The sequence below is a fragment of the Enterobacter asburiae genome (assembly GCF_024599655.1).
Lineage (GTDB): Bacteria > Pseudomonadota > Gammaproteobacteria > Enterobacterales > Enterobacteriaceae > Enterobacter > Enterobacter asburiae_D.
Window position 1 is genome coordinate 1,010,402 of the sequence record NZ_CP102247.1, and the last position, 14,228, is coordinate 1,024,629.

At 58.0% G+C, this 14,228-nt stretch carries 10 protein-coding genes; 9 read left to right on the forward strand and 1 reads right to left on the reverse strand.

Features of this window, described 5'->3' with window-relative positions; genetic code table 11:
- Positions 1 to 537 precede the first annotated feature (537 nt).
- The 7 genes from NQ230_RS04920 to NQ230_RS04950 all read left to right on the forward strand — a co-directional run bounded on the left by NQ230_RS04920 (position 538) and on the right by NQ230_RS04950 (position 7,715).
- Positions 538 to 867, forward strand: coding sequence for a YqcC family protein (locus NQ230_RS04920; RefSeq protein WP_121424820.1), 330 nt, complete (start codon positions 538 to 540; stop codon positions 865 to 867).
- Entirely contained in the window at positions 864 to 1,640 is a 777-nt protein-coding gene (gene truC / locus NQ230_RS04925) for a tRNA pseudouridine(65) synthase TruC (RefSeq protein WP_023309023.1), read from the forward strand. Before NQ230_RS04920 ends, truC begins: the two co-directional genes overlap by 4 nt.
- 24 nt (positions 1,641 to 1,664) lie before the next feature.
- A complete protein-coding gene (locus NQ230_RS04930; protein WP_121424550.1) occupies positions 1,665 to 2,114 on the forward strand; it encodes a flavodoxin in 450 nt (149 codons plus the stop codon).
- 335 nt (positions 2,115 to 2,449) lie between these two features.
- Positions 2,450 to 3,805 carry a galactarate/glucarate/glycerate transporter GudP gene (gudP, locus tag NQ230_RS04935; protein WP_257260244.1) on the forward strand — a complete coding sequence of 452 codons (1,356 nt, stop codon included), beginning with the start codon at positions 2,450 to 2,452 and terminating at the stop codon, positions 3,803 to 3,805.
- The gene (locus NQ230_RS04940) at positions 3,805 to 5,145 is read left to right on the forward strand and encodes an enolase C-terminal domain-like protein (protein ID WP_257261317.1); all 1,341 of its coding nucleotides are present in this window, start codon (positions 3,805 to 3,807) and stop codon (positions 5,143 to 5,145) included. Before gudP ends, NQ230_RS04940 begins: the two co-directional genes overlap by 1 nt.
- A gap of 15 nt (positions 5,146 to 5,160) precedes the next feature.
- Positions 5,161 to 6,498: a glucarate dehydratase gene (gene gudD / locus NQ230_RS04945; RefSeq protein WP_257260245.1), complete on the forward strand. Its 1,338-nt coding sequence runs from the start codon at positions 5,161 to 5,163 to the stop codon at positions 6,496 to 6,498.
- A gap of 77 nt (positions 6,499 to 6,575) precedes the next feature.
- Positions 6,576 to 7,715, forward strand: coding sequence for a glycerate kinase (locus NQ230_RS04950; RefSeq protein ID WP_121424548.1), 1,140 nt, complete (start codon positions 6,576 to 6,578; stop codon positions 7,713 to 7,715).
- An 89-nt stretch (positions 7,716 to 7,804) separates the two neighbouring features.
- Here the strand turns inward: NQ230_RS04950 and barA are convergent, their stop codons facing one another.
- Positions 7,805 to 10,564 carry a two-component sensor histidine kinase BarA gene (gene barA / locus NQ230_RS04955; protein ID WP_121424547.1) on the reverse strand — a complete coding sequence of 920 codons (2,760 nt, stop codon included), beginning with the start codon at positions 10,562 to 10,564 and terminating at the stop codon, positions 7,805 to 7,807.
- 57 nt (positions 10,565 to 10,621) lie between these two features.
- Between barA and rlmD the strand changes: the two genes are divergently transcribed.
- Together rlmD and relA are read left to right on the forward strand one after the other, a co-directional pair.
- On the forward strand, positions 10,622 to 11,920 hold the full coding sequence (rlmD, locus tag NQ230_RS04960; protein WP_121424546.1) for a 23S rRNA (uracil(1939)-C(5))-methyltransferase RlmD: 1,299 nt from the start codon (positions 10,622 to 10,624) through the stop codon (positions 11,918 to 11,920).
- A gap of 51 nt (positions 11,921 to 11,971) precedes the next feature.
- On the forward strand, positions 11,972 to 14,203 hold the full coding sequence (relA, locus tag NQ230_RS04965) for a GTP diphosphokinase (protein WP_023309015.1): 2,232 nt from the start codon (positions 11,972 to 11,974) through the stop codon (positions 14,201 to 14,203).
- Positions 14,204 to 14,228: the final 25 nt, after the last annotated feature.

Sequence of the window (14,228 nt, forward strand, 5' to 3'; positions counted from 1 at the left end):
TCACTCTATTTTTCAATGGATTAGTGGTTCATTGCATCGTTTTTAGGGATTTCTTACGGCTTACAACCCCGTAAGGGTGGGTTGTAAGACGAAGCGGAATAGCGGATTCTATCTCCGTCGACAGGACGCCGACACGAGAAACGAACATCAGGATGATGGCGTATCTCACTCAGGACTCGTCAGGATGGCGCTGCAGGAAGGCTTCAGGATGAAGCAAAGTGGATAACGCAGGATGCGTAAGGGACACCTCCAGGAAGGAGAACGAGAGCCGGTCAGGATGGTCGGTGGGTCAGGAAGGCCAGGACGTTTCAGGATGAAACAAACACGTCAGGAAGATGTGTGCAGGATGCAACGGTTTACGGATGACCAGGCCTTCGGGCTTCAGGAAAAGTTGTCACGGATGAGCAGGGAGCACGAATTGTAGCTGGAATGCTGCGGAACGAACCGGGAGCACTGTTTTTACAGTGCTCCCTTTTTTTATTTCTGCCTTCCGCAATGCTATGCTGCGCGCCGTTCATTTTTTCAGTTGAGGTTACTATGACGCAACACGATAGCGTTCGTGCTCAGTTGCACGCCATCGAAGCCCTTTTGCGCCAACATCAGCTGTGGCAGGAGATCGCGCCGCAGCCAGAAGCGTTCGCGAGCACCCAGCCCTTCTGCCTGGATACGCTGGCCCCGTTTGAGTGGCTGCAGTGGGTGTTAATTCCACGCATGCACGCCCTGCTTGAGGGCGGTCACCCGCTGCCGCAGGCGTTTGCTGTCTCTCCCTACTATGAAATGGCGCTCGAGGCAACGCACCCTGCGCGCGACGTGATGCTGGTCGAACTGGAAAAACTGGATGCCCTGTTTGCCGGTGACGATGCATGACGCTTGAGATCCTCTATCAGGACGAGTGGCTGGTGGCGGTAAATAAACCGTCAGGCTGGCTGGTACACCGCAGCTGGCTCGATCGTGATGAGAAGGTGGTGGTGATGCAGACCGTTCGCGACCAGATTGGTCAGCATGTTTTTACCGCCCATCGTCTCGACAGGCCGACCTCCGGCGTGCTGCTGATGGGGCTTTCCAGCGAGGCGGGACGCCTGCTGTCACAGCAGTTCGAACAGCATCAGATGCAAAAGCGCTACCATGCGATCGTCCGCGGCTGGCTGACGGAAGCCGCCACGCTGGACTATCCGCTGGTGGAAGAGCTGGACAAAATCGCCGATAAATTTGCCCGCGATGACAAAGGTCCGCAGCCCGCCGTGACGGATTATCGCGGCATGGCGACGACCGAAATGCCGGTGGCAACCAGCAAATTTCCGACCACACGCTACAGCCTGGTTGAGCTTCTGCCTAAAACCGGGCGCAAGCACCAGCTGCGACGCCACCTTGCCCACCTGCGCCACCCGATTATTGGCGACAGCAAACACGGTGATTTGCGCCAGAACCGCAGCGCGGCCGAACACTTTGGCTGCCATCGTCTGATGCTGCACGCCAGCGAGCTGAGCCTGACGCACCCGTTTACCGGCGAACCGCTGACTATCCGTGCGGGGCTGGACGACGTCTGGATGCAGGCGCTGTCACAGTTTGGCTGGCTGGGACAACTCCCCGAAAATGAAAGGGTTGAGTTTGTATCGGGCAACGTTCAGGATGAACGGTAAACGCATTCATTATGGGAAAATATCATGGCTGAAGTAGGCATTTTTGTCGGCACAATGTACGGCAACTCGCTGCTGGTTGCGGAAGAGGCTGAGGCAATACTCGCCAGCCAGGGCCATAAAGCCACGGTCTATGAAGACCCGGAACTGGCGGACTGGCAAAAGTATCAAGATAAATACATTCTGGTGGTGACCTCCACCACCGGGCAGGGCGATCTGCCCGACAGCATTGTGCCGCTGTTCCAGGGCATTAAAGACCAGCTTGGCTATCAGCCGAACGTGCACTACGGCATCATTGCCCTGGGCGACAGCTCTTACGCCAACTTCTGCGGCGGCGGCAAGCAGTTCGATGCGCTCCTGCAGGAACAGAGCGCCCAGCGCGTCGGCGAGATGCTGCTGATTGATGCCGGGGAGCACCCGGAGCCAGAAAGCGAATCAAACCCGTGGGTGGAGAACTGGGCCTCACTTCTCAAATAACCCGCTGCCCGGCGGCGCTTCGCTTGCGCGGGCCTACGGGTTTTCCAGGCCGGGTCAGGCGGAGCCGCCACCCGGCAACGAAGCCGCAGCAAATCCTCAATTCCGTGAACCACCTTCCACTCCCTTGGGCTTATGCCATAAACAACCTCTCATACACCCTTCAATACTGTGTTTCTGCACGGTGAGAGAACGTGTCACTCCTTCATATACTTTCCCGGTCACTATAAAACGGCTTCAGGCCGTACCAAAACGACAAAACACAAGTCTCATTCTGATTACCCTACCGGTGCTGTACAGAATGAACCAGGCGAAAGCTATGTTTCAGGAGTGCAACAATGAGTACATTAAGCCACGCAGCGAGCAGCGCTGAAAAGCGCACCAACGCCCGCTACTGGATAGTGGTGATGCTTTTTATCGTCACGTCCTTTAACTATGGTGACCGCGCCACGCTGTCGATTGCCGGTTCGGAAATGGCAAAAGATATCGGCCTTGATCCCGTGGGCATGGGTTACGTTTTCTCCGCATTCTCATGGGCCTACGTCATCGGGCAAATTCCTGGCGGCTGGCTGCTGGACCGTTTTGGATCTAAACGCGTCTATTTCTGGTCCATCTTTATCTGGTCGATGTTTACCCTGTTGCAGGGTTTCGTCGATATCTTCAGCGGCTTCGGCATTATCGTGGCGCTTTTCACGCTGCGCTTCCTGGTAGGCTTAGCGGAAGCGCCTTCCTTCCCGGGCAACAGCCGAATTGTGGCGGCATGGTTCCCGGCGCAGGAGAGGGGAACGGCGGTGGCGATTTTCAACTCAGCACAGTACTTCGCAACGGTGATCTTCGCGCCAATCATGGGCTGGCTGACACATGAGGTGGGCTGGTCACACGTCTTCTTCTTCATGGGCGGGCTTGGGATCGTCATCAGCTTCGTCTGGCTGAAAGTGATCCACGAACCCAACCAGCATCCTGGCGTGAACAAAAAAGAGCTGCAGTACATCGCGGAAGGCGGAGCGCTGATCAACATGGATCAGAAATCCGCAAAAGCAAAAGTCCCGTTCAGCCAGAAATGGGCGCAGATCAAGCAGCTCGTCGGCTCGCGCATGATGATCGGCATCTATCTGGGCCAGTACTGTATTAACGCCTTAACCTACTTCTTCATCACCTGGTTCCCGGTGTACCTGGTGCAGGCGCGCGGCATGTCGATTCTGAAAGCGGGATTTGTCGCCTCGGTCCCGGCAATCTGCGGCTTCGTCGGCGGCGTGCTCGGCGGGGTGATTTCCGACTGGCTGATGCGCCGCACGGGGTCACTGAACATCGCGCGTAAAACGCCGATTGTGCTCGGCATGCTGCTCTCCATGACCATGGTGTTCTGTAACTACGTCAATGCCGAATGGATGATTATCGGCTTTATGGCGATGGCCTTCTTCGGCAAAGGCATTGGCGCGCTGGGCTGGGCGGTGATGGCGGATACGGCACCGAAAGAGATCAGCGGCCTGAGCGGCGGTCTGTTCAACATGTTCGGCAACATCTCCGGGATTGTGACGCCAATCGCTATCGGCTACATCGTTGGCACCACCGGCTCCTTTAACGGTGCGCTGATTTATGTCGGGGTACATGCGCTGGTGGCGGTGCTGAGTTACCTGGTGCTGGTGGGGGATATCAAGCGCGTCGAACTTAAACCTGTAGCGGAGCGTGGATGATGACAACGCAATCGAGTCCAACCGTCACGGAGATGAAGGTCATCCCGGTGGCCGGGCAGGACAGCATGCTGCTCAATATTGGCGGTGCGCATAACGCCTGGTTTACCCGTAATATCGTCGTGCTGAAAGACAGCGCAGGGAATACCGGCGTGGGCGAGGCCCCCGGCGGAGAGGTGATTTACCAGACGCTGGTCGATGCCATTCCGCAGGTCGTGGGCCAGGAGCTCGCCCGTCTGAACAAGGTGGTTCAGCGGGTGCATAAGGGCAATCAGTCGGCAGACTTTGATACGTTCGGTAAAGGTGCCTGGACGTTTGAACTGCGGGTCAACGCGGTCGCCGCCCTGGAGGCCGCCCTGCTCGATTTACTGGGTAAGGCGCTGAATGTTCCGGTTTGCGAGCTGCTGGGGCCCGGCAAACAGCACGATGCGGTTACCGTGCTGGGCTATCTGTTCTACGTGGGCGATCGCAATAAAACCGATCTCCCCTATCTGGCGCGATCCACGGGCGATCACGACTGGTATCGCCTGCGCCACCAGGAAGCGCTCTCCAGCGACGCGGTGGTGCGGTTGGCCGAGGCGGCGCAGGATCGCTACGGCTTTAAGGATTTCAAGCTGAAGGGCGGCGTGCTGCCCGGCGAGCAGGAGATTGAAACGGCCCGGGCGCTGAAAAAACGCTTTGCGGATGCACGGATCACCGTCGATCCCAATGGTGCATGGCTGCTGGATGAAGCGATTAGCCTGTGCAAAGGGCTGGGGGATGTCCTGACCTATGCGGAAGACCCCTGCGGCGCGGAGCAGGGCTTCTCGGGCCGTGAAGTCATGGCCGAGTTCCGTCGCGCCACCGGGCTGCCTGTCGCGACCAATATGATCGCCACCAACTGGCGTGAAATGGGTCACGCGGTGATGCTGAACGCCGTTGACATACCGCTGGCGGACCCGCACTTCTGGACGCTTTCAGGCGCAGTGCGCGTGGCGCAGCTGTGCGATGACTGGGGGCTGACCTGGGGCTGTCACTCGAACAATCACTTTGATATTTCGCTGGCGATGTTTACCCACGTTGGCGCGGCGGCGCCGGGTAACCCGACCGCCATCGACACCCACTGGATTTGGCAGGAAGGGGAAGCCCGCCTGACGAAAAATCCGCTGGAAATCATCAACGGCAAGATTGCCGTACCGGATGCGCCGGGCCTGGGCGTGGAGATTGACTGGGATCAGATCCATAAAGCCCATGAGGCGTATAAAAAGCTACCGGGCGGCGCGCGTAACGACGCGGGCCCGATGCAGTACCTGATCCCCGGCTGGACATTTGACCGTAAGCGCCCTGTTTTCGGACGTCACTGATAAAAGGATTGAACGATGAGTACTTTTTCTACCCCAGTAGTTACCGCCATGCAGATCGTTCCGGTTGCGGGCCATGACAGCATGTTGATGAACCTGAGCGGCGCGCATGCGCCATTCTTTACCCGCAACATTGTCATTATCAAAGACAATTCCGGCCATACGGGCGTGGGCGAAATTCCGGGCGGGGAGAAGATCCGCCAAACGCTGGAAGATGCCATTCCGCTGGTGGTGGGCAAAACGCTGGGTGAGTACAAAAATATCCTCAACACCGTGCGCAACACCTTTGCCGATCGCGATGCCGGAGGGCGTGGTCTGCAGACCTTCGATCTGCGCACCACCATTCACGTGGTGACCGGGATTGAATCCGCCATGTTGGATCTGCTGGGCCAGCATCTGGGCGTTAACGTTGCGTCGCTGCTGGGCGAGGGTCAGCAGCGCAGCGAAGTGGAAATGCTGGGCTATCTGTTCTTTGTCGGCGACCGCAGGCTGACGCCGTTGCCTTATCAGAGCCAGCCGGATGAACAATGCGACTGGTACCGACTCCGCCACGACGAGGCGATGACCCCGGACGCGGTGGTGCGCCTGGCGGAAGCCGCTTATGAAAAATATGGTTTTAATGATTTCAAACTGAAAGGCGGCGTGCTGGCCGGTGAGGAAGAGGCGGAAGCCGTCACCGCGCTGGCAAAACGTTTCCCGCAGGCACGCGTGACGCTGGATCCGAACGGCGCATGGTCGCTTAAGGAGGCCATTGCGATCGGTAAACAGCTGAAAGGCGTGCTGGCGTATGCGGAAGATCCGTGTGGGGCTGAGCAAGGCTTCTCAGGACGTGAAGTCATGGCGGAATTCCGCCGCGCAACGGGGCTGCCGACCGCGACCAATATGATTGCGACCGACTGGCGTCAGATGGGACACACCCTGTCCTTGCAGTCTGTTGATATTCCGCTGGCGGACCCGCACTTCTGGACGATGCAGGGGTCGGTGCGCGTGGCGCAAATGTGCCATGAGTTTGGCCTGACCTGGGGCTCGCACTCTAACAACCACTTCGACGTGTCGCTGGCGATGTTCACGCACGTTGCCGCCGCCGCGCCGGGCACGATTACCGCTATCGATACGCACTGGATCTGGCAGGAAGGTAACCAGCGTCTGACTAAGCAGCCGTTTGAGATCAAAGGTGGCATGGTGCAGGTGCCTTCTACCCCGGGGCTGGGAGTTGAGCTGGATATGGACCAGGTCATGAAGGCCAACGAGCTGTATCAGAAACACGGTCTGGGCGCGCGCGACGACGCGATGGCGATGCAGTATCTGATCCCGGACTGGACATTCGACAATAAACGCCCGTGCATGGTACGATAAACGCATTGGGACCGCTCCCATTGGCGGTCTTTTACGTGGTGTATGCTTAACGTAACGACTATGCGTAAGGATGGCTTATGAAAATTGTTATCGCACCGGACTCGTATAAGGAAAGTTTGAGTGCGCTTGAGGTTGCGACAGCGATAGAACGTGGTTTTCGCGAGATCTTCCCCGAGGCGGTTTACGTCAAACTGCCGGTCGCGGACGGTGGCGAAGGGACGGTTGAGGCGATGATCGCGGCAACGCAGGGACGCATTGTGCATGTTCCGGTGACCGGCCCGCTGGGTGAGCGCGTGGAAGGGTTTTATGGCTTATCCGGTGACGAGCAGAGTGCCTTTATTGAAATGGCGGCGGCAAGCGGCCTGGAGCTGGTCGTCCCTTCGCAGCGTAATCCCCTGAAAACCACCTCGTGGGGCACGGGCGAACTTATTCGTCACGCGCTGGATGCGGGCGTTAAGCATATCATCATCGGCATCGGCGGCAGCGCCACCAATGACGGCGGAGCAGGGATGGTGCAGGCGTTGGGGGCAAAGCTGCTGGACGACAGCGAACAGCCCCTTGGGCAGGGCGGAGGCGAGCTGGGAAAACTCGCGCGTATCGACCTGAGCGGGCTGGACAGACGTCTGGCTGAGTGCCGGATAGAAGTCGCCTGTGATGTGACGAATCCGCTCACCGGTAAGGATGGCGCGTCAGCCGTATTTGGCCCGCAAAAGGGTGCCACTCCCGAGATGATCGTTACCCTGGACAACGCGCTGGCACAATATGCGAGAGTCATTGCCCGGGATCTGGATATCGACGTGCTAAACCTTGCTGGCGGCGGCGCGGCGGGTGGCATGGGGGCCGCGCTGTACGCCTTTTGCGGCGCGCAGCTGCGCCAGGGCATTGAGATCGTGACCGATGCGCTACACCTGGCCGACCAGGTGGCCGATGCGGATCTGGTGATCACGGGAGAAGGCCGCATCGACAGCCAGACGATCCACGGCAAAGTCCCGGTGGGCGTGGCGAGAGTGGCAAAACGCTTTAACAAACCCGTTATCGGCATTGCAGGCAGCCTGACGGCGGACGTTGGCGTGGTACACGATCACGGCATTGATGCGGTGTTTAGCGTGATCTACACCATCTGCTCGCTGGAAGACGCGCTTGAAAATGCCAGCGAGAACGTCAGGATGGCCGCAAGGAATATCGCGGCGGTGCTGAAAGTGGGGCAGGCATTTTAGCTGTGATTGCCGGGTGGCGGCTTCGCCTTACCCGGCCTACGTCAGAGCACCTGTAGGCCCGGTAAGCGCAGCGCCACCGGGCTTTTACCTCAGCTCCCCAATACCTTCATCGCTTCCCGCGTCACGTTATCCATTTCATCCAGCAGCTCCAGGAATTCCGGTTCAAGCTCCGATTCCGGCGTACCGGCACGCAGCTGCTGCTCCAGCAGCTGGCAGAGGTTTTTCAGCCGCGGCACGCCGCTGTACCCGCAGCTACCGTGCAGCTTGTGGATTGCTTCCAGCAGATCTTCCGGGTTTTCACCCACCAGCTGCTCTTCCACCTTATTGCGAATCTCCGGCAGAAACGCGACCAGCATTTGCAGCATTTCGCGGGCTAAATCGGGTTTCCCTGCCGCCTGGCGCAGGGCAAGCTGCCAGTCAAAGGTCGCGTTCTGGTTGACGCTGATTTCAACCGGCTCGCTGGATACCGTGTACGTCCCGCCAATATGACCCGGCTTATAGCGTAACAGCAGGTTGTGAAGTTTCTCTTCATCGATTGGCTTCGCCAGATAATCATTCATTCCGGCGCTCAACAGCTTCTCTTTCTGACCGGCCATCGCGTGCGCGGTGACCGCAATGACCGGCGTTTGCTGCTGATGCGGCAGCTGGTGGATCAGCTCGCAGGCCCGAATGCCATCCATGCCCGGCATTTGAATATCCATCAGTATCAAATCAAACTGCATCTGCTTAGCCTGTTCAACCGCCTGCGCGCCGCTGGTGCACAGCTCCACATGCTGAACCTGGTCTTCAAGCAATACGCCAATGAGCTTCAGGTTGGCCGGATTATCATCCACCGCCATCACGCTCATCGGCAATTTTTGCTCATCGTCAATCAGCGGGAGGGCATGCTGGCTAAGACGGCAATACTCCGTGAGCGCGGGCAGCAGGCGGGTCGCGGTGAGCGGTTTCAGCAGACACGCGGCGGCCCCGTCATTTTTCAACTCTTCTGCATTGAGCTGGGCATGGCAGGGCAGCGCCAGCAGCAGATAGTCGGTCATTGACGCGGCTTTCGCCAGCCGCTCCTGCTGCATAGTCAGTTCGCCGGTAAAGGTGACCGGGATCCCCATCAGCAGAATGTCGTAGTGCTCAACGGCAAGCGCTGAGAAGGTTGGGCTGTAGACCACCTCCAGCGGCGTGGTGCTTAAAATATCGAGCGCGCACTGCGCTGCCGCCGCGTTAGGTTCGACGTAGGCCAGACGCTTGCCTTTCAGGCAGTCCGTCACCGGGCCATCGGTCAGCACGTTCGGATTGAGGTCCAGATTAATGTGGAACCAGAAGGTTGAACCGCGATTCGGCTGGCTGTGGAAAGAGATATCGCCGCCCATCTCGTTCACCAGGCGCTGCGTGATCACCAGCCCCAGGCCGGTACCGCCATGACGGCGGGAGATACTGGCGTCCGCCTGACGGAACGCCTGGAACAGACGCGACTGATCCCGCTCCGGAATCCCGATGCCGGTATCGCGGATCTGGACTTCAATCTGCACCTTATTGCTGCTGATCGAGCGTTTTTCTACCAGAATGTCGATGTTACCGCTTTCGGTGAATTTAATGGCGTTCCCGACAAGGTTGGTAATGACCTGCTGCAGACGCAATGGATCGCCAATAACGTTATCCGGCACGTCGTTTTTAATGTTGAGCGTCAGCTCAAGGCCTTTGTCGTGCGACGAGTGCGCGAGCAGCGTCACCACCTCATCGAGCGTACTGCGCAGCGGGAAAGGAATACTCTCCAGGATCAGCTTGCCCGCTTCCAGCTTGGAGAAGTCCAGCACGTCGTTGATGATCGCCAGCAGGTTGTTGGCCGAGCGTTCAATGGTGTGCAGGTGATCGCGCTGAGTCGGGTTGAGCTCGCTTTTCAGGGTCAGGCGGGTGAAGCCGATCACGCCATTGAGCGGCGTACGCAGCTCGTGCGACATATTGGCCAGGAATTCCGACTTAATACGTGCCGCTTCCTGAGCGCGCTTTTTCGCCAGATCCAGCTCAACGTTCTGAATCTCCATCTGCTCCAGCGTTTCGCGCAGGTCGGACGTCGCCTGATCAACGTTGTGCTGCATCTCTTCGTGATACGCCGCCAGCGACATGGCCATCGAGTTGATGCCGTTCTTCAGCATATCCAGCTCGCCCAGCATAAACCCTTCCACCCGGCTGTCGAGCTGTCCCCGGCGGATGCGGTCAACCGTGTTAACCATGTTGCGGATGGGGCCCGTCACGTCGCGCATCAGGCGCCAGCCGAAGATCAGCGCAATGCCAATGCAGAACAGCATCATCACGCCAGAGATGAAGATTTCTTTATACTGCTGTAGCCGGACCGACTTGAGATCCAGCTCCAGCGCTACATATCCCAGCATATTGTTGCTGGATTTGGCGTCGGACTGCGCAGACTCATCGGGTGAATAGCTTTCAGATACGATCGGCGTGCGCAGGATCATGATATCGCCGCGCCGCAATACGGTGAGATGGCGAGGGAACGGCGTACCGTCCGGGATCTTCAGGGCCGCCGGATCGAGATGAAAATTCGAGGTGACAAACAGGCGGTTATGTTCGTCGTAAACGGAAATGGCGCGTACGATGTCCGAGTGGCGGCGGTGGAGTACGCTGATTAACTGACCAATGGATTCGCGGTTTTGCAGGTTCATGCCGTACTCGCTGGAAACGGCAAGCGGTTCGATAATGCTGGCGCCTGCATCCTCCAGCTGTCGCTGCAAATCGTTATAGCGGTGCACCACAAAGAAGATACTCAGCAGCAAACCGATGAGAACGGTGGGGGCGAGGATCAAAATCATCATGCGCGCGCGCAGGCTGTAGTTGGTCATGGCGTTCCGTTATGGGACAATTAAGATAATTATGTTTATGTGAGAAAAATCTCGGCGATGGCGCAATTCTACTCTGCAAAGCGACGCGTGACGACGCGTCAAATCATCACTGTTGAAGCCACGGACCTCGATCCGTTTGGTCAGGGAGTGGCACGTCACAATGGTAAGGCTCTGTTTATAACAGGTTTACTGCCAACAGAACGAGCAGAAATTACGCTGACGGAAGATAAACGCCAGTTCGCGCGCGGACAGGTTAAGCGTCGTCTCAACGATAGCCCGGAGCGCGTGAAGCCCCGCTGCCCACATTTTGGCGTTTGCGGGGGCTGCCAGCAACAGCATGCGAGCACAGAATTACAGCAAAAAAGCAAAAGCCGCGCGCTGGCGCGTCAGCTTAAACACGACGTTAACGAAATTCTCGCCGATGAGCCCTGGGGCTACCGTCGGCGCGCCCGCCTGAGCCTCAGCTATCAGCCAAAAACGGCGCGGCTGGAGATGGGGTTTCGCAAGGCCGGCTCCAGTGACATCGTCGATGTGCAGCAGTGCCCCATTTTGGTGCCCCATCTTGAGGCGTTGCTTCCGGATGTGCGCACCTGTCTCTCCGGGCTGGACGGCGTTCGCCACCTTGGGCATGTCGAACTGGTCATGGCAAACAATGGACCGCTGATGGTGCTGCGCCATACCGCGCCGCTGTCGAAAAAAGATCGCGAAAAACTGGAACGCTTTTCGCATTCCCACGACCTGGCGCTTTTTCTTGCACCACAAAGCGAGATACTTGAGCAGGTTACCGGTGAGGCGCCCTGGTATGCGTCAAACGGGCTACGCTTAACGTTCAGCCCGCGGGATTTCATTCAGGTGAATGATGGCGTAAACCAGCAGATGGTTGAGAAAGCGCTGACGTGGCTGGATGTTCAGAAAAGCGATCGAGTGCTCGATCTGTTCTGCGGAATGGGCAACTTCACGCTGCCGTTGGCGCGAAAAGCGGCCAGCGTCGTCGGCGTGGAAGGCGTTGAGGCGCTGGTGGCTAAAGGGCAGGAGAACGCACAGCAGAACGGCTTGCAAAATGTGACATTCTTTCATCAAAATCTTGAGGAAGATGTCACCCAACAGCCGTGGGCAAAACAGGGCTTTGATAAAATTTTGCTCGACCCGGCGCGTGCCGGTGCCCCGGGTGTGATGGCACATATTATTAAACTCGCGCCGAAGCGTGTGGTCTATGTTTCCTGTAATCCGGCAACGCTTGCCCGGGACAGTGAGGCATTAATCAGCGCGGGTTACCAGATTCAGCGTCTGGCAATGCTGGACATGTTCCCGCACACTGGTCATCTGGAATCGATGGTGTTGTTCGAGCACATCTAATTTGTTTGGCTTGTCGACTTCGACAGGCCCTGGTCCCTAAAGGAGAGGACAATGGTTGCGGTAAGAAGTGCACATCTCAATAAAGCTGGGGAATTTGACCCACAAAAATGGATCGCAAGTCTGGGAATTTCCAGCCAGCAGTCGTGTGAACGCTTAACCGAAACCTGGGCCTATTGTCTGCGCACCACGCAGGGGCATCCGGATGCCGATCTTCTCCTGTGGCGCGGCGTGGAGATGGTTGAAATCTTATCCATGCTGAACATGGACATCGAAACGCTGCAGGCCGCGCTTCTCTTCCCCCTCGCGGATGCGGACGTGGTCAGCGAAGACGTGCTGCGCGACAGCGTCGGGAAATCCGTCGTCGCGCTGATCCACGGCGTGCGGGATATGGCGGCCATCCGCCAGCTTAAAGCTGCCCATACCGATTCCGTCTCTTCAGAACAGGTCGATAACGTTCGCCGGATGCTGCTGGCCATGGTGGATGATTTCCGCTGCGTGGTCATCAAGCTTGCCGAACGTATTGCCCACCTGCGTGAGGTGAAGGATGCGCCGGAAGACGAGCGCGTGCTGGCCGCCAAAGAGTGTACAAACATCTATGCGCCGCTGGCGAACCGCTTAGGGATTGGTCAGCTGAAATGGGAGCTGGAAGATTACTGCTTCCGCTATCTGCACCCGGCGGAATATAAACGTATTGCCAAACTCCTGCATGAGCGCCGTATCGACCGCGAGCACTATATCGAGGAGTTTGTCGGCGGGCTGCGCCAGGCGATGAAAGAAGAGAACGTGCGCGCCGAAGTCTACGGTCGGCCTAAGCATATCTACAGCATCTGGCGCAAAATGCAGAAGAAACACCTCGCCTTTGACGAGCTGTTTGACGTGCGCGCCGTGCGGATCGTGGCGGAGCGTCTGCAGGACTGCTACGCCGCGCTGGGGATAGTACACACTCACTTCCGTCATCTGCCCGATGAGTTCGATGACTATGTCGCCAACCCCAAACCGAACGGCTATCAGTCTATCCATACCGTTGTGCTTGGCCCTGGCGGCAAAACGGTCGAGATTCAGATCCGCACTAAACAGATGCACGAAGACGCCGAGCTGGGCGTCGCCGCGCACTGGAAATACAAAGAAGGCACCTCCGGCGGGGCGCGTTCAGGACATGAAGACCGCATTGCCTGGCTGCGCAAGCTGATTGCGTGGCAGGAAGAGATGGCTGACTCCGGCGAGATGCTCGATGAAGTGCGCAGCCAGGTCTTTGACGATCGCGTCTATGTCTTTACCCCGAAAGGGGACGTTGTCGACCTGCCTGCGGGCTCTACGCCGCTCGATTTTGCCTACCACATCCACAGCGATGTGGGACACCGCTGCATCGGGGCGAAAATCGGCGGACGCATCGTACCGTTCACCTATCAACTGCAGATGGGTGACCAGATTGAAATCATTACCCAGAAGCAGCCCAACCCGAGCCGTGACTGGCTTAACCCTAACCTGGGCTACGTCACCACCAGCCGCGGGCGCTCGAAAATTCACGCCTGGTTCCGTAAACAGGACCGCGACAAGAACATCCTTGCTGGTCGCCAGATCCTCGACGACGAGCTGGAGCATATCGGGATAAGCCTGAAAGAGGCGGAGAAATTCCTGCTGCCGCGCTACAACTTCAACGAGCTTGACGAGCTGCTAGCGGCCATTGGCGGCGGTGATATCCGTCTGAATCAGATGGTGAACTTCCTGCAGGCGCAGTTCAATAAGCCAAGCGCGGCAGAGCAGGACGCGGCGGCGCTGAAGCAGCTGCAGCAGAAGACCTACGCGCCGCAGCAGCGCAGCAAAGACAATGGCCGCGTGGTGGTCGAGGGCGTGGGCAATCTGATGCACCACATTGCCCGCTGCTGCCAGCCGATCCCAGGCGACGATATCGTCGGCTTTATCACCCAGGGACGCGGGATTTCGATTCACCGTTCCGACTGCGATCAGCTTGCCGAGCTGCAGTCGCATGCGCCGGAGCGCATCGTGGAAGCGGTCTGGGGTGAGAGCTATTCCGCCGGCTATTCGCTGGTGGTGCGCGTCACTGCCAACGACCGCAGCGGCCTGCTGCGCGACATCACCACCATTCTCGCCAACGAGAAGGTCAACGTGCTGGGCGTTGCCAGCCGCAGCGATACCCGCGAGCAGCTTGCCACCATCGATATGACCATCGAAATCTACAACCTGCAGGTGCTGGGCCGCGTGCTCGGCAAACTGAACCAGGTGCCGGATGTGATTGACGCGCGTCGTCTGCACGGCGGATAAGATTTCCCTCTTTTGTAGGCCGGGT